The organism is Pseudomonas crudilactis (assembly GCF_013433315.1).
Taxonomy (GTDB): domain Bacteria; phylum Pseudomonadota; class Gammaproteobacteria; order Pseudomonadales; family Pseudomonadaceae; genus Aquipseudomonas; species Aquipseudomonas crudilactis.
The window spans coordinates 38,794-59,399 of the sequence record NZ_WXVV01000029.1; the positions used below are offsets into that span (position 1 = coordinate 38,794).

The 20,606-nt window shown below is 60.1% G+C and carries 23 protein-coding genes; 9 read left to right on the forward strand and 14 right to left on the reverse strand.

Going from position 1 to position 20,606, the window contains the following annotated elements:
- Positions 1-33: 33 nt before the first annotated feature.
- The 6 genes from hemA (at position 34) to GTU76_RS25935 (ending at position 5,394) form a co-directional block, all read left to right on the forward strand.
- Positions 34-1,320, forward strand: coding sequence for a glutamyl-tRNA reductase (hemA, locus tag GTU76_RS25910; RefSeq protein ID WP_007951716.1), 1,287 nt, complete (start codon positions 34-36; stop codon positions 1,318-1,320).
- Entirely contained in the window at positions 1,317-2,399 is a 1,083-nt protein-coding gene (gene prfA / locus GTU76_RS25915) for a peptide chain release factor 1 (RefSeq protein WP_180699934.1), read from the forward strand. The genes hemA and prfA overlap by 4 nt, the downstream gene beginning before the upstream one ends.
- Complete coding sequence (gene prmC, locus GTU76_RS25920; RefSeq protein WP_016987216.1) at positions 2,400-3,230, forward strand: peptide chain release factor N(5)-glutamine methyltransferase; 831 nt, start codon at positions 2,400-2,402, stop codon at positions 3,228-3,230.
- Positions 3,224-3,979 carry a molybdopterin-synthase adenylyltransferase MoeB gene (locus GTU76_RS25925; RefSeq protein WP_134177944.1) on the forward strand — a complete coding sequence of 252 codons (756 nt, stop codon included), beginning with the start codon at positions 3,224-3,226 and terminating at the stop codon, positions 3,977-3,979. Before prmC ends, GTU76_RS25925 begins: the two co-directional genes overlap by 7 nt.
- Entirely contained in the window at positions 3,972-4,763 is a 792-nt protein-coding gene (gene murI / locus GTU76_RS25930) for a glutamate racemase (protein ID WP_016987214.1), read from the forward strand. Before GTU76_RS25925 ends, murI begins: the two co-directional genes overlap by 8 nt.
- Positions 4,764-4,875: 112 nt before the next feature.
- On the forward strand, positions 4,876-5,394 hold the full coding sequence (locus GTU76_RS25935; RefSeq protein WP_093441419.1) for an acyloxyacyl hydrolase: 519 nt from the start codon (positions 4,876-4,878) through the stop codon (positions 5,392-5,394).
- A 132-nt stretch (positions 5,395-5,526) separates the two neighbouring features.
- Here GTU76_RS25935 and GTU76_RS25940 read toward each other — a convergent pair whose 3' ends face one another.
- From GTU76_RS25940 to GTU76_RS25995, 12 genes are all read right to left on the reverse strand, one after another.
- Positions 5,527-5,832, reverse strand: a complete 306-nt coding sequence (locus tag GTU76_RS25940; RefSeq protein WP_180699935.1) for a YkgJ family cysteine cluster protein — start codon at positions 5,830-5,832, stop codon at positions 5,527-5,529.
- A 53-nt stretch (positions 5,833-5,885) separates the two neighbouring features.
- Positions 5,886-6,377: a DUF2878 domain-containing protein gene (locus GTU76_RS25945; protein ID WP_016987211.1), complete on the reverse strand. Its 492-nt coding sequence runs from the start codon at positions 6,375-6,377 to the stop codon at positions 5,886-5,888.
- Positions 6,370-7,635, reverse strand: coding sequence for an SAM-dependent methyltransferase (locus GTU76_RS25950; RefSeq protein ID WP_180699936.1), 1,266 nt, complete (start codon positions 7,633-7,635; stop codon positions 6,370-6,372). Before GTU76_RS25950 ends, GTU76_RS25945 begins: the two co-directional genes overlap by 8 nt.
- Positions 7,622-8,437, reverse strand: a complete 816-nt coding sequence (locus tag GTU76_RS25955) for a DUF1365 domain-containing protein (RefSeq protein WP_180699937.1) — start codon at positions 8,435-8,437, stop codon at positions 7,622-7,624. The genes GTU76_RS25950 and GTU76_RS25955 overlap by 14 nt, the downstream gene beginning before the upstream one ends.
- The gene (locus tag GTU76_RS25960; RefSeq protein ID WP_016987208.1) at positions 8,434-9,681 is read right to left on the reverse strand and encodes an NAD(P)/FAD-dependent oxidoreductase; all 1,248 of its coding nucleotides are present in this window, start codon (positions 9,679-9,681) and stop codon (positions 8,434-8,436) included. The genes GTU76_RS25955 and GTU76_RS25960 overlap by 4 nt, the downstream gene beginning before the upstream one ends.
- A complete protein-coding gene (locus GTU76_RS25965; RefSeq protein ID WP_016987207.1) occupies positions 9,678-10,460 on the reverse strand; it encodes an SDR family NAD(P)-dependent oxidoreductase in 783 nt (260 codons plus the stop codon). Before GTU76_RS25965 ends, GTU76_RS25960 begins: the two co-directional genes overlap by 4 nt.
- On the reverse strand, positions 10,457-10,879 hold the full coding sequence (locus tag GTU76_RS25970) for a nuclear transport factor 2 family protein (RefSeq protein ID WP_016987206.1): 423 nt from the start codon (positions 10,877-10,879) through the stop codon (positions 10,457-10,459). The genes GTU76_RS25965 and GTU76_RS25970 overlap by 4 nt, the downstream gene beginning before the upstream one ends.
- Positions 10,872-12,317, reverse strand: a complete 1,446-nt coding sequence (phrB, locus tag GTU76_RS25975; RefSeq protein ID WP_180699938.1) for a deoxyribodipyrimidine photo-lyase — start codon at positions 12,315-12,317, stop codon at positions 10,872-10,874. Before phrB ends, GTU76_RS25970 begins: the two co-directional genes overlap by 8 nt.
- A gap of 20 nt (positions 12,318-12,337) precedes the next feature.
- Entirely contained in the window at positions 12,338-13,279 is a 942-nt protein-coding gene (locus GTU76_RS25980) for a MerR family transcriptional regulator (protein WP_016987204.1), read from the reverse strand.
- On the reverse strand, positions 13,279-14,241 hold the full coding sequence (locus GTU76_RS25985; protein ID WP_016987203.1) for a YbgA family protein: 963 nt from the start codon (positions 14,239-14,241) through the stop codon (positions 13,279-13,281). Before GTU76_RS25985 ends, GTU76_RS25980 begins: the two co-directional genes overlap by 1 nt.
- Before the next feature lie 219 nt (positions 14,242-14,460).
- The gene (locus tag GTU76_RS25990; RefSeq protein WP_016987202.1) at positions 14,461-14,676 is read right to left on the reverse strand and encodes a TIGR02450 family Trp-rich protein; all 216 of its coding nucleotides are present in this window, start codon (positions 14,674-14,676) and stop codon (positions 14,461-14,463) included.
- The gene (locus GTU76_RS25995) at positions 14,673-15,659 is read right to left on the reverse strand and encodes an NAD(P)/FAD-dependent oxidoreductase (protein ID WP_180699939.1); all 987 of its coding nucleotides are present in this window, start codon (positions 15,657-15,659) and stop codon (positions 14,673-14,675) included. Before GTU76_RS25995 ends, GTU76_RS25990 begins: the two co-directional genes overlap by 4 nt.
- 197 nt (positions 15,660-15,856) lie before the next feature.
- On the opposite strand from GTU76_RS25995, the gene GTU76_RS26000 reads away from it, so the two are divergent.
- Together GTU76_RS26000 and hemH are read left to right on the forward strand one after the other, a co-directional pair.
- The gene (locus tag GTU76_RS26000; protein WP_016987200.1) at positions 15,857-16,759 is read left to right on the forward strand and encodes a TIGR01777 family oxidoreductase; all 903 of its coding nucleotides are present in this window, start codon (positions 15,857-15,859) and stop codon (positions 16,757-16,759) included.
- Positions 16,760-16,772: 13 nt separating this feature from the next.
- Positions 16,773-17,798, forward strand: a complete 1,026-nt coding sequence (gene hemH, locus GTU76_RS26005) for a ferrochelatase (RefSeq protein ID WP_016987199.1) — start codon at positions 16,773-16,775, stop codon at positions 17,796-17,798.
- A gap of 102 nt (positions 17,799-17,900) precedes the next feature.
- Here the strand turns inward: hemH and GTU76_RS26010 are convergent, their stop codons facing one another.
- Together GTU76_RS26010 and upp are read right to left on the reverse strand one after the other, a co-directional pair.
- Positions 17,901-19,175 (reverse strand): uracil-xanthine permease family protein, encoded by a 1,275-nt coding sequence (locus GTU76_RS26010; protein ID WP_016987198.1) that lies wholly within the window; start codon positions 19,173-19,175, stop codon positions 17,901-17,903.
- A 2-nt stretch (positions 19,176-19,177) separates the two neighbouring features.
- On the reverse strand, positions 19,178-19,816 hold the full coding sequence (gene upp / locus GTU76_RS26015) for a uracil phosphoribosyltransferase (protein ID WP_007912842.1): 639 nt from the start codon (positions 19,814-19,816) through the stop codon (positions 19,178-19,180).
- 162 nt (positions 19,817-19,978) lie between these two features.
- Here upp and GTU76_RS26020 point away from each other — a divergent pair, with 162 nt between their 5' ends.
- Positions 19,979-20,536 carry a hypoxanthine-guanine phosphoribosyltransferase gene (locus tag GTU76_RS26020; RefSeq protein WP_016987197.1) on the forward strand — a complete coding sequence of 186 codons (558 nt, stop codon included), beginning with the start codon at positions 19,979-19,981 and terminating at the stop codon, positions 20,534-20,536.
- The last annotated feature ends 70 nt before the right edge of the window (positions 20,537-20,606 follow it).

A 20,606-nucleotide genomic window follows, 5' to 3' on the forward strand; every position in this document is an offset into this window, starting at 1 on the left:
TTGCCGGCTTCACGTCACCATCAGCGACCTTGAATGGCCTTCCTTGCACTCGGTATCAACCACAAGACTGCTTCAGTAGACGTCCGCGAGCGCGTGGCTTTTACGCCTGAACAGCTGGTGGAGGCCTTGCAGCAGCTCTGCCGACTGACCGACAGCCGCGAAGCCGCGATCCTCTCCACCTGCAATCGCAGTGAGCTTTATATAGAACAGGATCAGCTTTCTGCCGATATCGTGCTGCGCTGGCTGGCCGACTATCACCATTTAAGCCTCGATGAGCTGCGCGCGAGTGCTTATGTGCATGAAGATGATGCGGCAGTTCGTCACATGATGCGCGTCGCCTCCGGGCTCGACTCGCTGGTGCTGGGCGAGCCGCAGATTCTCGGTCAGATGAAATCGGCCTACGCCGTGGCCCGCGAGGCCGGCACCATCGGCCCGTTGTTGGGGCGACTGTTTCAGGCGACCTTCAATGCCGCCAAACAGGTGCGCACTGACACCGCGATCGGTGAAAACCCGGTATCAGTGGCGTTTGCTGCCGTCAGCCTGGCCAAACAGATTTTCAGTGATTTGCAACGCAGCCAGGCTCTGCTGATCGGCGCCGGCGAGACCATTACGTTGGTCGCCCGCCATTTGCACGAGCTGGGGGTCAAGCGCATCGTCGTCGCCAACCGCACGCTGGAGCGCGCCAGTCTGCTGGCCGAACAGTTCGGCGCTCACGCGGTGCTGCTGTCGGACATCCCGGCAGAACTGGTGCGCAGCGATATCGTCATCAGTTCGACCGCCAGTCAGTTGCCGATTCTCGGCAAGGGCGCGGTCGAGAGTGCGCTGAAGCTGCGCAAGCACAAGCCGATCTTCATGGTCGACATCGCCGTTCCCAGGGATATCGAGCCGGAAGTCGGCGAGTTGGACGACGTTTACCTTTATAGCGTCGACGATCTCCACGAAGTGGTCGCCGAAAACCTCAAAAGTCGACAGGGTGCAGCGCAGGCCGCTGAAGAGATGGTCTCGGTCGGCGCCGACGATTTCATGGTACGCCTGCGCGAGCTGGCGGCGGTCGATGTGCTCAAGGCCTATCGTCAACAGAGCGAACGCCTGCGGGACGAGGAGCTGCAAAAAGCCCTGCGCCTGCTGGCCAACGGCGGCAACGCCGAGGACGTGCTCGGGCAATTGGCCCGTGGCCTGACCAATAAACTGTTGCATGCGCCCAGCGTGCAATTGAAAAAGCTTTCTGCCGAAGGCCGCCTCGATGCGCTGGCCATGGCCCAGGAACTCTTTGCCCTTGAGGGCTCACCGGATAGCTTTTCGGATAAAAAACCGCAATGAAAGCGTCACTGCTCAACAAGCTGGATGTCCTCCAGGACCGTTTCGAGGAACTGACCGCGCTGCTCGGCGACGGTGAAGTCATTGCCGATCAGACCAGGTTCCGTGCTTATTCCAAGGAATACGCCGAACTCGAACCGGTCGTGCACGCCTATAAAAAGCTGCTCGGCGTACAAAGCGATCTTGTAGGCGCTCAGGCGCTGCTCAAGGACAACGACCCGGACATGCGTGAAATGGCCGTGGAAGAAGTTCGCGAAGCCAAGGAGTTGCTGATCACTCTGGAAGACGATCTGCAGCGCATGTTGCTGCCCAAGGATCCGAATGACGGGCGCAACGTCTATCTCGAAATCCGTGCCGGCACCGGTGGCGACGAGGCGGCGATTTTTTCCGGCGACCTGTTCCGCATGTACTCGCGTTACGCCGAACGTCGTGGCTGGCGTGTGGAGATTCTTTCGGCAAACGAAGGCGAACACGGTGGCTATAAAGAAGTCATCGCGCGCATTGAAGGCGACAACGTTTACGGCAAACTGAAATTCGAATCAGGCGCGCACCGCGTACAACGCGTACCCGCCACCGAATCCCAGGGCCGCATCCACACGTCGGCCTGCACCGTGGCGGTGTTGCCCGAGCCGGACGAGCGCGAAGCCATCGAGATCAACCCGGCGGATTTGCGCGTCGACACTTACCGCTCTTCCGGGGCCGGTGGCCAGCACGTCAACACCACCGACTCGGCGATCCGCATCACGCACATACCGACCGGCACCGTGGTTGAGTGTCAGGAAGAACGTTCCCAGCACAAGAACCGTGCCCGGGCGATGGCGTGGCTGGCGGCTAAACTCAACGATCAGCAAACCGCAGCGGCGGCCAACGCGATCGCCAGCGAGCGTAAATTGCTGGTCGGCTCGGGCGACCGTTCCGAACGCATTCGCACCTACAACTATGCCCAGGGCCGGGTCACCGACCATCGCGTCAACCTGACCCTGTACTCGCTGGATGAAATCCTCGCCGGTGGCGTTGAAGCGGTGATCGAGCCGTTGTTGGCCGAATACCAGGCTGACCAACTCGCCGCGATAGGTGAATAAATGACCATCATTGCCAGCCTGTTGCGCGCCGCCGAACTGCCGGACTCGCCCACCGCGCGTCTGGACGCCGAATTGCTCCTTGCCGCCGCATTGGGCAAGTCGCGCAGCTTCCTGCATACGTGGCCCGAGCGCATCGTGCCGAGTGAAGCGGCGCTGACCTTTGCCGAGTACCTGCAACGCCGCCGTGGCGGTGAGCCGGTGGCCTACATTCTCGGTCAGCAGGGTTTCTGGAAACTCGATCTGGAAGTCGCACCGCACACACTGATCCCGCGCCCGGACACGGAACTGTTGGTGGAAGCAGCGCTGGAATTGCTCCCCGCGACCCCGGCGAAAGTGCTCGACCTTGGCACCGGTAGCGGTGCGATTGCCCTGGCCTTGGCCAGCGAACGTCCGGCGTGGAAAGTCACGGCGGTGGATCGCGTGCTTGAAGCCGTGGCATTGGCCGAACGCAATCGCCAGCGACTGCATCTGAACAACGCCACGGTGCTGAGCAGCCATTGGTTCAGCGCGCTTGAAGGTCAGCGTTTCCAGTTGATCATCAGCAATCCGCCGTACATTGCCGCCACCGACCCGCATCTGGTCGAGGGCGATGTGCGCTTCGAACCGGCCAGCGCGCTGGTTGCTGGTGAGGACGGGCTCGACGATCTGCGCTTGATCGTCGATCAGGCCCCGGCTCATCTGGAGGCCGCTGGCTGGCTGATGCTCGAGCACGGCTATGATCAAGCCGAAGCCGTACGCGATCTGCTGCTGACGCGCGGTTTCGAAGAAGTCCACAGCCGCACCGATCTGGGCGGTCATCAACGCATCAGTCTGGGGCGCCTGCCGTGCTGAATGATCAGGAATTGCTGCGCTACAGCCGGCAGATTCTGCTGCAACACATCGACATCGACGGGCAGCTGAAGCTCAAGGCCAGTCGTGTACTGATCGTTGGCCTCGGCGGACTCGGTGCGCCGGTTGCGCTGTACCTCGCAGCGGCGGGTGTCGGTGAGTTGCACTTGGCGGATTTCGACACGGTCGATCTGACCAACCTGCAACGCCAGATCATTCACGACACCGACAGCGTCGGCATGAGCAAGGTCGACTCGGCGCTCAAGCGTTTGACGGCGATCAATCCAGAAATCCAACTGATCGCCCACCGTCAGGCACTGGACGAGGATTCCCTTGCTGCTGCCGTGGCGGCGGTGGATCTGGTGCTCGACTGTTCCGATAATTTCTCCACCCGCGAAGCCGTCAACGCTGCGTGCGTAGCTGCGTGCAAACCGTTGGTCAGCGGCGCGGCGATTCGACTCGAAGGGCAGTTGTCGGTGTTCGACCCGCGTCGAGCCGAGAGCCCTTGCTACCACTGTTTATACGGGCACGGCAGCGAAGCCGAACTGACCTGCAGCGAAGCGGGTGTGGTCGGGCCGCTGGTCGGTCTGGTCGGCAGCCTTCAGGCACTGGAGGCCTTGAAGGTGCTGGTCGGTTTCGGCGAACCGCTGGTGGGCCGTTTGCTGTTGATCGATGCCCTCGGCTCGCGTTTCCGTGAGTTGCGCGTCAAGCGTGATCCAGGTTGCAGCGTCTGTGGCTCGCGCCATGCGTGAAGCGCCGATCGGCGTGTTCGACTCCGGTGTCGGCGGCCTGTCGGTGCTGGCGGAAATCCAGCGTTTGCTGCCCAATGAAACATTGCTCTATGTCGCCGATTGCGGGCACATTCCCTACGGCGAGAAAACTCCGGAATTCATTCGCCAGCGCTGCAGCGTGATGGCCGGTTTTTTCCGTGAGCAGGGTGCCAAGGCGTTGGTGCTGGCCTGCAATACGGCCACGGTTGCCGGGGTCGCCGATTTACGACGGGATTTCCCCGACTGGCCGATTGTCGGCATGGAGCCTGCGGTCAAACCAGCGGCGGCCGCGACCCGCAGCGGTGTGGTCGGCGTGCTCGCCACCACCGGCACGTTGCAGAGCGCCAAATTCGCTGCGCTGCTTGATCGTTTTGCCACTGACGTGCGTGTGATTACTCAGCCATGTCCCGGTCTGGTCGAGCTGATTGAGAGCGGCGATCTGCACAGCGCGCAGTTGCTTCAGTTGCTGCAAGGTTATGTCGAGCCACTGTTGGCCAGCGGCTGTGACACGATCATTCTGGGCTGCACCCACTATCCCTTTCTCAAGCCGATGCTCAAATCGATGATCCCTGCGGACATCAGTCTGATCGATACCGGTGCTGCTGTAGCGCGGCAACTTCAGCGGCTTTTGGCGGAGCGCGATTTGCTCGCTGCCGGCCCGAACCAGCCGGTCAGATTCTGGACCAGCGCCGATCCTGAGTACTTTAAAAACATCCTGCCACTGCTCGGACAAAACGCTGGTGAAGTGCAAAACTTCGACTTGTAAAAAAATTGTGAAATAACTAAAAAATCAGCTGAACTTCTAAGCAGGCGCCAGCTTCTATAGCGAAGAGTTATCGAGAAAACCAAACGATCGTTCCGGTAAAGGAAGTTTCAACGTGAAGCGACTATTCTGCTTGGCCGCGATTGCGGCCGCACTGATGGGGCAAAGTTTTACTGCACAAGCGGCAGGTGTTGAGTTTGCGGTGGGGGCCACCAGCGATTCGACCATGACGTACCGCCTGGGCATGAATTTCGATTGGGACAAGAGCTGGCTGCAGAGTGATGTCGGTCGCCTGACCGGTTACTGGAGCGGAGCCTACACTTACTGGGAAGGCGACAAGACCTCCAGTAACAACAGCCTGTCGTTCTCGCCGGTCTTTGTTTACGAATTTGCCGGTCAATCGGTCAAACCGTATGTGGAGGCGGGGATTGGCGTCGCGGCGTTCTCCAATACCAAGTACGAATCCAATAATCTCGGCGGCTCTTTTCAGTTTGAAGACCGCTTCGGTTTTGGTCTGCGTTTCAATGGCGGGCATGAAGTCGGAATTCGTGCGACGCACTATTCCAACGCCGGCCTGGCCAGTGACAACGACGGGGTAGAAAGTTACTCGCTGCATTACACAATGCCGTTGTAACGGATACACGCCTCACCCCTGTGGGAGCGAGCTTGCTCGCGAAAGCTATTTCATATTCAACGATGATGTTGAATGAAAGACCGCCTTCGCGAGCAAGCTCGCTCCCACAGTTGTTTTCAGTGAACTCAAAAATCAGCGGTAGGCGGTCGTGATGCCTTTGCGTTCTTCAATGCATTCCGGCGCGCCCATCTCGAACTCGCGGCAAATCAGCGGACGCTTTTCGTAAATCGTGCACATCATGCTGTCGCGATCCAGCGCCGCGCACCAGCCGTCGTCCAGACGCAGCATCACTTCGCCGCCCCACTCATCGGTATCGATAAAACGATCAGGCACGCCGGTGTCGGTGATCAGCATGACTTCAAGCTGACAGCAGCACGCCGCGCAAGTGGAGCAGGTGACCGCCGGTTCAGTGATTTGATGGTGGGGAATGGTCTTCATGGCCGGCAGTGTAAGGCAGTGGTCGACATGCGTGTGAAAGGTCTGACGGACGCTCAGTGGCTTAATCGCCGGGCCATCACATGCAACAGCGGAAACAGCAGCGCCCAGAGCAGGCCGATGCCGATCAGGGTGGGCAACTCGCCGTAGGGGAATTGCACGCCTGCCAGCCGCCCGCCGGCGTAGTACGACAATGCGCCGCCGACGGCACCCAGGGAACTCGCCAGCCACCACGGCCGGGCGCTCCATGCCAGGCAGTGGCGCAAAGTGGTCGCGAGCAGCGCCCACAACAGCATCAGCCACAGTGGAATCAGCGGCGACAAATCCTGAAATTCGAACACGCCCAAAGCGCGCAAAACGCTGTCCACCGCCGTGCCGACAATCACCACGCTCAACATCAAACGGCCTTCAGCCGCCCAACTGCTGATCCAGCGCAGATGGATGACCAGCACCGCCAGCGCCACCAGCAGCCACAAACTGTTGCCGCCGAGTACGCAGATCAGCCAGCCGATCTGGAACAACACCGCATTGGCCACACGCTCAAGCATCGAAGCGCCCGAGCAGCGGCGCAGTCATTGCAGCCGGTTTGGCCAGCAGCAATTGCGCGGTGCCGATGGTGCGTTCGAGGAATCCACCTTCGCAGTAACACAGGTAAAACTCCCACAGACGCAGGAAATAATCGTCGTAACCCAACTCGCTCAAACGGCCATGGGCGTGGCGGAAGTTCTCGTGCCACAGGCGTAGGGTTTTTGCATAATGCAGGCCGAAATCTTCCATGTGCAGCAGGTTCATGTCGGTGTCGCGGCTGACCACTTCGAGCATTTTCTGCACGCAGGGCAGGGCGCCGCCGGGGAAGATGTAGCGCTGGATGAAATCGACGCCGCGCTTGGCCTGTTCGTAACGCTGCTCGCGGATGGTGATCGCCTGGATCAACATCAGGCCGTTGCTCTTGAGCAACTGCGCGCACTGTTTGAAGTAGGTCGGCAGGAAGCGGTGGCCGACGGCTTCGATCATCTCGATCGACACCAGTTTGTCGTATTCGCCGGTCAGGTCGCGGTAGTCCTTGAGCAGCAGCGTGACCTGATCCTGCAAACCCAGTTGTTCGATGCGTTGCGCGGTAAACGCGTACTGCTCTTTCGAGAGGGTCGTGGTGGTGACGCGGCAACCGTAGTTCTGCGCCGCGTAGAGCGCCATGCTGCCCCAACCGGTGCCGATTTCCAGCAAATGGTCGCTGGGTTGGAGCGCGAGCTTCTGACAGATCCGCTCGAGTTTGTTCAGCTGCGCCTGTTCGAGGCTGTCTTCTGGCGTAAGGAACTGCGCCGCCGAATACATCATGGTCGGATCAAGAAACTGCTCGAACAGGTCGTTACCGAGGTCGTAGTGCGCGGCGATGTTTTTCTGCGAACCCTTGCGCGTATTGCGATTCAGCCAATGCAGGCCTTGCACCAACGGCCGGCCGAGGCGCGCCAGGCCGCCCTCCATGGCATCGAGCACGTCGAGATTGCTGACGAACACGCGCACCACCGCTGTCAGATCCGGCGAACTCCAATAGCCGTGGATAAACGCTTCGCCGGCACCAATCGAACCGTTGCCCGCGACCATGCCCCAGACGGCCGGATCCGTCACATGGATTTCCCCGAGCAACGCACTGCCGGGCGTACCGAACATCAGCCGTTCGCCATCCTCGACCACTAGCAGTTGCCCGTTTTTCAACTGAGCCAATTGGCGCAGCACGCCACGGCGCAGTAGCGATCCGGTCAAACTGTTGGCGCTGAACCGACTGATCGACAGACTAGAGGATTTCATGGCGGTGCTCCTTGGGAGGCACAGTGGCGGTTTGAAAGCTGCCGTCGGCAGTCTGATGAGCAAAGATCGGTGCGCGTTTGAGCAGCAGGCGCAGTGCCTGCCAGTAAATCGCCAAGGCGGTTTTCGCGGTCATCCACGGAAAGCGCCGCAAGTAACGATGCAGGCTGCGACGATCAAGATTTTCGCGTTGCAGATTGAGCGTGGCGTCGAACAGTTTGTGCTCGCCCTGCCAGTCGGCCATGTGCACGCCGAGGGCTTGCGCGGCGGGACTGAAACTCATGCGGTATTCGAGGTCGCGCGGCAAAAACGGCGAAACGTGAAAGGCCTTGGCCACGGCGAAGTGCTGGTGAAAATCCTGCAGGTTGGCGGGCGTACGCGCCGGCAGCACGTAGTGATAGCGCTCGCGCCACGGCGTGTTGGTGACCTCGCAGACAATCGCCGCCAGCTGCCCGTCGGCCTCATGGCAATAAAAGAAACTCACCGGATTGAACGACAACCCCCAGCTACGCGCTTGGGTCAGCAGGCAAATCGAGCCTTGCGGTTCATGGCCGATGGCGATGCCGACCTGCTGACGCACGGCATCGATCAGGCATATGCCTCGGCCAGTGAATGCCTTCAGATAGTCCGTCTCGCGAAACGAAAAGGGCGCAAAGCGGCTGCTCCCGGCCAGCGGCGACAGTGCAAGCACTGCATCCTGTTCACTGAGATCGAGGTAGAGCAAACCGATCCGGTAGCGGAATTCATGGCGGCGCGGCGAGAAACGCCGATGGCCGATCCAGCCGCTGTAGAGGGCGCTGTTCATAAGGTTTCCCCGAATGCGGCGGCCACGCGCAAGGCGCTGACCACACCGTCTTCATGAAAACCGTTGGCCCAATAGGCGCCGCAATAATGCGTGTGTTGCGCGCCATCCAGTTCGCCCCAGCGATTCTGTGCCGCCACTGCCGCGAGGCTGAATTGCGGATGGGCGTAGGTGTAACGGGCAAGCACTTTGTCCGGGCTGATGCCGGCGCTCTGATTGAGGCTGACGCAGAACGTGGTGTCGCTCTGAATGCCCTGCAGAATGTTCATGTCGTAGGTGACGGCGGCGTGGGTATGGCCGGCGCCGCTGAGCCGATAATTCCAGCTCGCCCAGGCCAGTTTGCGTGTCGGTAGCAAACGCGTGTCGGTGTGCAACACCACTTCGTTGTCGGCGTAGGGCAGGGCACCGAGGATCGCGCGTTCGGCGTCGCTTGGCACCGCCAGCAGTTGCAACGCTTGATCGCTGTGGCAGGCGAACACCACCTGATCGAAGTGTTCGAGGCCTGCCGGGCTGTGGATAACTACGCCATGCACGTCACGATCAACCCGGGCTACCGGGCAATTGAGACGAATCCGCTCTTTGAACGCTGCCGTCAGCGGTGCGATATAGGCGCTCGAGCCGCCTTCGATAACTTGCCATTGAGGCCGATCACTGACCGACAACAAGCCGTGATTCTTGAAGAATCGCACAAAAAACTGCAGCGGAAAGTTGAGCATTTCTGCCATCGGCATCGACCAGATCGCCGAGCCCATCGGCACGATGTAATGCAGGATGAACCGTTCGCCGTAACCGCCGGCCTTGAGGTACTCGTCGAGGGTGGTGTCAGCAGCGATGCGCAGTTCGATGAGGTCGCGTTGGGCTTCTTTGTTGAAGCGCAGGATGTCGCGCAACATGCCCCAGAATCCCGGCGAAAACAGGTTGCTGCGTTGGGCGAAGAGGCTGTTGAGGTTGTTGCCGTTGTATTCCAGGCCGGTGTCCGGGTCGGTCACCGAGAAACTCATTTCCGTCGGTTTGAACGGCACGCCGAGCTGCCCGAGCAAGCGGATGAAGTTCGGGTAGGTCCAGTCGTTGAACACGATGAAACCGGTGTCCACCGAATATTGGCGGCCATCGACGGTCACCGGCACGGTGTGCGTGTGGCCACCGACCCAGTCGCCCGCCTCGAACACCGTGACTTCATGGCGGCGATTGAGCAGGTAGGCGCAGGTAAGCCCGGCGATGCCGCTGCCGACGATGGCGATTTTCATGTCGGATCCGTCAGCGGAGGTGACTTGCGCACCATGCGCTTGCCGATCGCCAGTTGGACGCGTGCCGGCAGTTTCGACAGCGGCCACAGCGCGGCCATGAACAGCGCCGGAAAGGCGATTTCCAATGGCCGATCCTTGAGCTTGGCGAAGATGTGCCGTGCGGCTTTATCCACAGGCCAGCTCAAGGGCATGGGGAAGTCGTTTTTCGCGGTCAGCGGAGTTTCGACAAAACCGGGGCTGACCACGGTGACTTCAATGCCTTCGTCGGCCAGATCGATGCGCAACGATTCGAACAGGTAACGCAAGCCGGCCTTCGAGGCACCGTAGGCTTCGGCCCGTGGCAGTGGCAAGTAGGTCACCGAACTGGCCACGCCGATCAGGTGCGGCGCGATACCTTTGCGCAGCAGCGGCAGCGCGGCTTCGATGCAATAACTGCTGGCGAGCAGATTGGTGCGCACCACATGCTCGACGATCGAGGAGTCGAACTGTTTGGCATCGACGTATTCGCAAGTGCCGGCGTTGAGAATCACCGAGTCCAGCGAACCCCAGTCCACGGCGATCTGCTCACCGATTTCGCGCACCGTCTGGCTGTTGGTCAGATCCCCCGGCACCACCAATACCTGCCCCGGATAGCGTTGCGACAAGACCTTGAGCGGGGCGATCTGGCGGGAACTGACCGCCAGGTGCGCACCGGTTTTCAGGATCTCTTCAGCCAGCGCGGCGCCGATGCCACTGCTGGCCCCGGTCAACCAATAACGCCGTGGAGGTGTACGACTCATCCCATTCTCCTTTTCAGCCAGGCAATGACCCGGCCCAATACTGGCAAGTGCTCATACAGCAGCGCCCCGGCATCAAAGTAATCCCGATGGCGATAAACCTTGTCGTGCCACAGCAGATGCGAGCAGCCGCTGACACGAATCACACGGCCACCCGCCAGGCGCGGATGGCGATAACTCATGACCCAGCGCAGGTAGCCTTCGCAGTCGCCGATCTGGTCGAAACCATGAAAGTCGAAGCGCAGTTCGCTGACGTTGGCGTATAGCTCGCCGAAATAGTCGCGTAACTGCGCCAGTCCCTGAACCTCGTGCAGCGGGTCGGTGAAGTGAATGTCATCGCTGTACAGCTCGCCCAAGCTTTGCAGGTTGTCTTTGTTCAACGCTGAGAATTGCCGGGCGAAGCGGCGCAGGAATTCACTCATCGTCGCCTCCTGTAGACGTACGCGCAGGCAGGTTCTTGAAGGCTGCCAGTGCCCGTTGGCGTGAGTCGCTGAGGTTGACGATCGGCGACGGATAATCCACCGCACCGAACAAACCACCGAGGTTGGCCGGGTTGTGCAGTTCTTTTTTGTTGAGGTCGGCCAGTTCCGGCAACCAGTGCTTGATGAACAGGCCCTCGCTGTCGAATTTTTCCGACTGGCTCAGCGGATTGAAGATGCGGAAGTACGGCGCCGAATCGGTGCCCGTCGACGAACTCCACTGCCAGCCACCGTTGTTTGCTGCCAGATCGCCGTCGATCAGGTGACGCATGAAAAAGCGTTCGCCTTCGCGCCAGTCGATCAGCAGGTTTTTCGTCAGAAACATCGCCACGACCATGCGCAGGCGATTGTGCATCCAGCCGGTTTCGAGCAATTGGCGCATGGCCGCGTCAATGATCGGCAAACCGGTGCGCGCCTCTTGCCACGCGGCGAGATCGTCCGGCGCATCACGCCAGGCGAGGGCCTCGGTTTCCGGGCGAAACGCGCGGTGCCGCGAGACCCGTGGATAGCCGACCAGGATGTGTTTGTAGAACTCGCGCCACAGCAGCTCGTTGATCCAGGTGACCGCACCGACCTTGCCGCTCTCGAACTCGCCCTGATTGCTTTGCAGGGCGGCGTGCAGGCATTGCCGTGGCGAAATCACACCGGCAGCGAGATACGCCGAGAGCTGACTGGTGCCGGGCTTGGCCGGGAAGTCGCGTTCGCTTTGGTAGTAGTCGATTTGCGCGTCGGTGAAAGTGTCGAGACGGCGCCGGGCTTCCTGTTCGCCGGCCGGCCACAGATCGCGCAGGGTTTGGCTCGGTGTGGCGAAGCCTTTGACGGAGTCGGGAATCGGGTCGCTGTCTATCGCTAGTTTTGCTTGTTTGCCTGGGGCCTTGACCAGCGCCGGCATCGAGCGATGCAGGCGTTCGTAACAGACTTTGCGGAACTGGCTGAACACCTTGAAGTAACTCTCGGTCTTGGTCAGTACGCTGCCGGGTTTGAACAGCAACTGGTCGAGATAGCTGTGAAACGTGATGCCCTCGGCCTTCAGTGTTTCGGCCACCGCTGCATCGCGACGGCTTTCATGGACGCCATATTCTTCATTGACGTGAACCGCCGCTATCTTCAGTTGCCGGCAGAGCTTGAGCAGTTCCGCCGGGGCTTGATCCCAATGGCTTGCAGTGCGAATCAGCAACGGGATATTCAGTTGGCCAAGGCTTGCGCTCAGCTCACGCAGGTTGCGCAACCAGAAGTCGACCTTGCACGCTGCATCGTCATGCTCAAGCCACTGCTGCGGGCTCAACAGGTACACGGCGACCGTCGGGCCGCGCGCTGCGGCAGCCGCGAGGGCAGTGTTGTCATGTTGGCGCAGGTCGCTGCGCAGCCAGATCAATTGCATGTCGGAACTCACGGCGTCCATTAAATCAGCCCACGCTTAACGAGTTCCTGGTGCGCAAGAAGCGCATCTTCCGCCAGGAACACATCAGCCATCTCGGAGATTTTTACGGACAACTCGGCGTGGTGGATGCATACCGTTGGTCCGACCAGCATTTTTGGGCAACTGACTCCGTTCAATAGTTTCGGCAACTGCGCAAGGTTCATGGCTTTGCTGGAATACAGCAGTACGCCACGGGCTTGCAGATGTTCGACCGCCAGCGCCAGTTCGGCGGCCGGCAGCGGCCAGTCAAACACTTGCACCGGACAATCGGCGCTGCTGATCAGCCACGCGCACAGCCACAGGTGAGGTTCCAGTGGCAGGTCGGAATGATTGATCAACAGCAGCGGGGCGCCATGCAACTGACGATTGTTATGGTAGATGCGTGTGCCGAATTTGCTGCGTAACCACGAATAAAAGAACACTCGTTCCATCTGCGCGCCGAACTGGCCCTGCCAACGCTGCTCCAGTTCCGCCAGCAGCGGCATCAGCAATTGCTCGCACAACGTGCGTGGCGGATAAAGCGCCATAGCCTGATTGACGCTGTCGTCGAGGCTGCGTTCGTTGAGTTGCGTGACGGCCGCCAGCAGTGTCTGGCGCAAGCGCTGCCAGTCGTTTTCCACCGTTTCGCTGAACGCCTGTGGCGTGTCGAGCAGCGGTTTGACCTGACTGACGGCAACACCACGGTTGAGCCAGGTGAGGATGGTCAGAATCTGTTGCACGTGTTCGGCCGAATACAGCCGGTGACCTTTGGGGGTGCGTTGCGGCACGACCAGCCCGTAGCGGCGTTCCCACGCACGCAGGGTGATCGCATTGACGCCGGTCTGCCGAGCGACTTCGCGAATCGGCAGCCAGCCCTCGTCGAGGGCTTTTTTAAAATCCGCGCCAAGGTCTTCCTGGGCGCTGGTATCCATTTTGTCGTTCATTAGATTGCGTTTCGCAGGCTGAGGTTTTCCGGGTGCGGTTGCAGGTAGACCTGTTGCGCGATGTACGAATCCGGATGGAGGCGAAAGTGATGCTTGAGCAGCGTCAACGGCACCACCAGCGGCACGATGCCTTGGCGGTACTGGCCGATGACGTGTTGCATTTCCTGTTTGTCTTCGGCGCTGATTACCTGTTTCAGATAACCGCTGATGTGCAGCAGCACGTTGCAGTGCGTGCCACGGGTGGCGCATTTCTTCAATGCCGCCATCAGTTCGCTGAAGTAGCGCGGGCCGAGTTCGGCGGGATCGGTGTGCGCCATGTTGCCGAGCAGTTTGCCCAGTGCTTTGTATTGCAGCGGGTTGTGCGCCATCAGCAAATATTTGTAGCGCGAATGGAATTCGGTGAGGGCGCGGCGGCTCAGGCCATTGGCGAGGACTTGTTGCCATTCGCTGTAGGCGAACACGCGGGTGATGAAGTTCTCGCGCAGCACCGGATCGTTGAGGCGCCCGGCTTCTTCCACGGGCAGATCCGGATGCCGTGCGCAGAACGCCTGGGCATAAATGCCGCGTCCGCCGCCATTCACCGGGGCACCGTTGGCGTGGTAGACCTTGACCCGTTCCAGGCCGCAGGACGGCGATTGCTGCATGAAGATGTAGCCGCAGATGTCATCGAGTTCGGCGGCCATTTTCTCGCCGTATTCGGCCAGTGGCTGGGTGACGTTGATCGCCCGGTTCACCGTGCCGACCGCTTGTGGATGCTCAGCGTCGCCGACGAGGCGGATGGGTTCGCGCGGGATGCCCAGGCCGATGGCCACTTCCGGGCATACGGGGACAAAATCGAAATGCTCGGTGAGGGTGCGGCTGCACAGGCGAGATTCCTTGTGTCCACCGTTGTAGCGCACCTCGGCGCCCAGCAGGCAGGCGCTGATGGCGATTTTTGGTTTGGCTGCGCAAGAGTCAGACATGGGCACCTCGAATCCATACCTGTACAGAGGTTGATCTCTGTACAACTTTGCTCAGCATAGATTCATGGGTGTACAAGTCAAATGATTTGTATAACTTTTTGGATTGAACGCCGTTCACTGTGGGAGCGAGCTTGCTCGCGAATACGCATTAACATTCAACAAATGCATTGATTGACACACCGCCTTCGCGAGCAAGCTCGCTCCCACAGGGGACGGTATTTACTTCCAGCCCTGCAGCCATTCGGCGTTGTTCTGTAGTGTCTGCCAATCGAGGCGCTCAGCACGCTTGGTCAACACCGCCTGCAACTCAACCGCCAGCACCGTGCCTTCCTCATCACGGAACAACTCGGTCACCAGAAAATGTTTTTCACGATTCTGCGGCTGTGCTGCTGTCCATTTCGACAGCAGCAATTTACGCGGATTGATGCGGTTCATTGCAGGTGTTCGTGCAAACGTCGCGCAGCTTCCTGGCCACTGAGCCAAGCGCCTTCGACGCGCCCGGACAGGCACCAGTCGCCGCAGGCGTAGAGGCCCAGATCGGCATCGGCCAGCGTCGCCCATTCGTGGCCTGTTGCGGGACGTGCGTAGAGCCAGCGGTGGGCGAGGCTGAAGGTTGGCGCGGGCATGGCGCTGTGCAGCAACTCGGCAAAGGCACCGTGCAGTTGCTCGATCACCGCTTCCTTGGACAAGTCGATGTGTTGCCGGCTCCACGCGCTGGTGGCATGCAGCACCCAGGTGTCGAGGGTGTTGTCGCGCCCCGGTTTGCTGCGGTTGCGCGCCAGCCAGTCGAGTGGGCTGTCTTGCACGAAGCAACCTTCGATGGGTGTATCCAGCGGTGTCTCGAAAGCGAGGGCAACGGCCCAGGTCGGCTCCATTTTCACTCCGGCAGCCGCGCCGGCGAGCTTCGGTGCCGCGGCCAGCAAGGCAGTTGCTTGCGGCGCCGGCGTGGCGATCACGACGTGGCTGAACGGCCCGTGAGTGAAACCTTCGGCGTCCTGCAAATGCCAATGTTCTTCACCGCGATAGACCTCGGTGATGCGGCAGGCAAAGTGCACTTCCAGGCCGTTGAGCAGGCCACGAGTGATGGCGCTCATGCGCGGCGTCCCGACCCAGCGGGTCTGCTCGTCCGGCGACAGATTCAGCTGCCCGCCCTGATAGGTGTAGAGCTGCGGCGTCCACTCGGCGACCCAGCCCAGGCTTTGCCAACGCTGCACTTCAGTGACGAAGCGGCGGTCGCGAGCAGTGAAATACTGCGCGCCCATGTCCAGCGAGCCAGCGTCGCTGCGCTTGCTCGACATGCGTCCGCCGCTGCCGCGACTTTTATCGAACAATTGCACGGTATGCCCTGTCTCTGTCAGAGCCTGGGCGGCGGAGAGCCCGGCGATGCCGGTGCCGATGATTGCGATAGGTACAGTCATAGGGGCCTCGTTTACCTTTCTGTACAGACTACGCCGTGGATGAAACCTGTACAATTTTGTTTTTTGGTATAACTTCTAGCGTTCTCGTTCTGACAGCTTGGCCTATGGTTAAACAATAGAGCCTGCCCGATAGAAAAGATCCCTGCTTATAAAAATAGACTAGTGATCCGGGTTAAACGCCACGCGAGGAAGATGTCATGCACATATTGCTGACCGGCGGTACTGGTTTGATAGGACGTCAGCTCTGCCGACACTGGTTGGGGCAGGGACATCGCTTGACGGTGTGGAGCCGCAAGCCGGAGAAAGTCGCGAAGATTTGCGGTGCACAGGTGCGCGGCATCGCGCGCCTGGAAGATCTCGGCGAGGAACCTGTGGACGCGATCATCAATCTGGCCGGCGCGCCGATTGCCGATCGGCCATGGACCCATCGCCGCAAAGCGTTGCTGTGGAGCAGCCGTATCACGCTGACAGAGACGCTGTTGGCCTGGCTCGAAACCCGCGCGCAGAAACCGGCATTGCTGATTTCCGGATCGGCAATCGGCTGGTACGGCGATGGCGGTGAGCGCGAGTTGACCGAAGAATCGCCGCCGGTGATCGACGATTTCGCCAGCCAGTTGTGCATCGCCTGGGAGGAAACCGCACTGCGCGCCGAAGCGCAGGGCATCCGTGTGGTACTGGTGCGAACGGGTCTGGTGCTGTCGGCCGAGGGCGGCTTTTTGTCGCGGTTATTGCTGCCGTTCAAACTCGGGCTGGGCGGGCCTTTGGGCAATGGTCGGCAGTGGATGCCGTGGATTCATATCAACGATCAAATCGCCCTGATTGATTTTCTTCTGCACCGCGAGCAGGCCGCTGGTCCTTATAATGCCTGCGCGCCGCAACCGGTGCGCAATCGCGAATTTGCCAAAACGCTGGGCAGCGTGTTGCACCGCCCGGCGTTCATGCCGATGCCGACGCTGGCGCTGAAAGTCGGCCTCGGCGAAATGTCTTTGTTGTTGCTCGGCGGCCAGAAGGCTATGCCGGCACGCTTGCTGGAAGCGGGTTTCACTTTCCAGTTCACGGATTTACGCGCGGCCCTGGATGATCTCTCCAGCCGCCTCTGAAATAGGACGTTGCATGACCGATCACGCCTTGCTTCTGGTCAACCTGGGTTCCCCGGCCTCCACCTCGGTGGCCGATGTGCGCAGCTACCTCAATCAATTCCTGATGGACCCGTACGTGATCGACCTGCCATGGCCGGTGCGGCGTCTGTTGGTGTCGCTGATCCTGATCAAGCGCCCCGAGCAATCGGCCCACGCCTATGCCTCGATCTGGTGGCAGGAGGGTTCACCGCTGGTGGTGCTCAGCCGTCGCCTGCAACAGCAGATGACCGCGCAGTGGAGCCACGGCCCGGTCGAGTTGGCGATGCGCTACGGTGAGCCTTCGATTGAAACCTGTTTGCTGAAACTGGTCGCGGCGGGGCACAAGCGCATCACGCTGGCGCCGCTGTATCCACAGTTCGCCGACAGCACCACAACCACGGTGATCGAAGAAGCGAAACGGGTGATCCGGCAGAACAAGCTCGATGTGCAATTGTCGGTGCTGCAACCCTTCTACGATCAGCCGGAATACCTCGATGCGTTGGTCGAAAGCGCCAGGCCGCATCTGCAACAGGATTACGATCACTTGCTGCTGAGCTTCCACGGTTTGCCTGAGCGGCACCTGACCAAACTCGATCCGACCGGCAATCATTGCTTCAAGAATGAAGACTGCTGCAAGAACGCTTCGCCTGCGGTATTGGCCACCTGTTATCGCGCGCAATGCCTGCGTACAGCGGCGTTGTTCGCGGAGCGCATGGGCCTGCCGGATGGCAAATGGTCGGTGTCGTTTCAGTCGCGGCTGGGCCGGGCCAAGTGGATCGAACCGTACACCGAAGCGCGCCTGGATGAGCTGGCGAAAAACGGCGTGAAGAAGATTCTGGTGATGTGCCCGGCGTTTGTCGCCGATTGCATCGAGACGCTGGAAGAGATTGGCGATCGCGGCAAGGAACAGTTCCGCGAAGCGGGGGGGGAGGAGTTGGTGCTGGTGCCGTGCCTGAATGACGACCGGCAATGGGCTAAGGCGTTGGCAACCCTCTGCGAACGAGCGCCGCTGGCCCTCTAAAAGCAAATCGCGAGCAGGCTCACTCCTACAGGTATTGCGTTGACCTTGTAGGAGTGAGCCTGCTCGCGTTAGCTATCTGTCAGGCGATGAAGATCTAAAGGTTCAGATCAGCGGCTCATCCGCCTTCTTGTTCTTCCAGCCATCATTGCCCGGCAGAATCAGGTTCAGCGCAATCGCCACCACCGCGCACAACGCGATGCCTTTGAGGCCAAAGTCGTCTGGACCGGTGCCGGTGCCGACCAGCACACCGCCAATCCCGAACACCAACGTCACCGAGACGATCACCAGATTGCGCGCTTCGCCCAGATCGATCTTGTGACGGATCAGGGTGTTCATCCCCACCGCTGCGATCGAACCGAACAGCAAGCACAGAATCCCGCCCATCACCGGTACCGGAATGCTTTGCAGTAGCGCGCCGAATTTGCCGATGAACGCCAGGCTGATAGCGAAGATCGCCGCCCAGGTCATGATTTTCGGGTTGTAGTTCTTGGTCAGCATCACTGCGCCCGTCACTTCCGCGTAGGTGGTGTTTGGCGGACCACCGAACATGCCGGCAGCGGTGGTGGCAATGCCGTCACCGAGCAGGGTGCGATGCAGGCCTGGCTTCTTCAGATAGTCGCGACCGGTCACGCTGCCGACGGCAATCACGCCACCGATGTGCTCAATGGCCGGAGCCAGCGCCACCGGAACGATGAACAGAATTGCCTGCCAGTTGAATTCCGGCGCGGTGAAGTGCGGGATCGCAAACCATGGCGCAGCGGCAATCTTCGCGGTATCGACCACACCGAAATAGAACGCCATAGCAAAACCGACCAGCACACCGGAGATGATCGGCACCAGACGGAAGATGCCTTTGCCGAACACCGCCACGATCAGCGTGGTCAGCAGCGCCGGCATCGAGATCAGCATCGCGGTCTGGTAATGGATCAGTTCAGAACCGTCACCAGCCTTGCCCATCGCCATGTTCGCGGCAATCGGCGCCATGGCCAGGCCGATGGAAATGATCACCGGGCCAATCACCACCGGTGGCAGCAGACGGTCGATGAAACCGGTGCCTTTGATCTTCACGGCAAGGCCGAGGAAGGTGTAGACGAAACCGGCCGCCATCACACCGCCCATGGTCGCGGCGAGGCCGAACTGGCCCTTGGCGAGAATGATCGGGGTGATGAAAGCGAAGCTCGACGCCAGAAACACCGGCACCTGACGCCCGGTGACGATCTGGAACAGAATCGTCCCCAGACCTGCGGTAAACAGTGCCACGTTCGGGTCCAGGCCCGTGATCAGCGGCATCAGCACCAGGGCGCCGAAAGCCACGAACAGCATCTGGGCGCCGGACAGCACCGTGCGCCAGAGCGGATCGTTGAACTCTTGCTGCATGCTCACGCGTCCTTCTGCTTGGTGCCGAAGATCTTGTCACCGGCGTCGCCAAGCCCTGGGATGATGTAACCGTGCTCGTTCAAGCGCTCATCGATGGACGCGGTGTAGATGGTCACGTCCGGGTGAGCCTTTTCTACGGCAGCAATGCCTTCCGGTGCGGCAACCAGCACCATCGCGCGGATGTCTTTGCAGCCGGCTTTCTTCAACAGATCAATGGTCGCAACCATGGAGCTGCCGGTGGCAAGCATCGGGTCGATGATCATCGCCAACCGTTCGTCGATTTCCGGAACCAGTTTTTCCAGATAGGTGTGCGCTTGCAGGGTTTCTTCGTTACGGGCAACGCCCACAGCGGAAACCTTGGCACCCGGGATCAGGCTCAGCACGCCTTCCAGCATGCCGATACCGGCGCGCAGGATCGGCACGACGGTGATCTTCTTGCCGGCGATTTTCTCGACCGACACGGTGCCGCACCAGCCTGCAATATCGTAGGACTCCAGCGGCAAATCTTTGGTAGCTTCATAGGTCAACAGGGCGCCGACTTCCTGAGCGAGCTCACGGAAATTCTTGGTGCTGATGTCAGCGCGGCGCATCAGGCCGAGTTTATGGCGGATCAGCGGATGGCGGATCTCGAGGATGGGCATGGAAAAACTCCGGCGGCGGGCAAAAAAACCGGCCTAGATTAATCTATCCGAGGGTGATGTCCTATAGGACATTCTGTACGTTAGTCCACAAATGCTTGATTCGACCTCGCGGGATGCGTACCTTTGCCCGCTTTTCCGAAATCGAACCCCCTGGAGAGCGCCATGTCCGCTGATCTCGAGCATATCCGTCAAATCATGCGAGAGGCTGACTGCCTGTACACCGAATCTGAAGTCGAGGCGGCCATCGCCCGCGTCGGTGCACAAATCAACGAGCAACTGGCTGACAGCAACCCGGTGGTGTTCTGCGTGATGAATGGCGGCCTGATCTTCTCCGGCAAGCTGCTGACGCATCTGCAATTCCCGCTGGAAGCGTCCTACCTGCACGCGACCCGTTATCGCAACGAAACCAGCGGTGGCGACCTGTTCTGGAAAGCCAAGCCGGAAGTCTCGTTCATCGACCGCGACGTGCTGATCATCGACGACATCCTCGACGAAGGTCACACCCTCGGCGCGATCATCGACTTCTGCAAACACGCCGGCGCGCGCAAAGTGCACACCGCCGTACTGATCGACAAGGATCACGACCGCAAGGCGCGTCCTGACCTGAAAGCCGATTTCGTCGGCCTGCCGTGTATCGACCGTTACATCTTCGGTTACGGCATGGACTACAAAGGCTACTGGCGCAACGCCAACGGGATCTTTGCCGTTAAAGGCATGTAAACAAGATCAAAAGATCGCAGCCTTCGGCAGCTCCTACATGGGATTGATGTAAACCCGTAGGAGCTGCGGA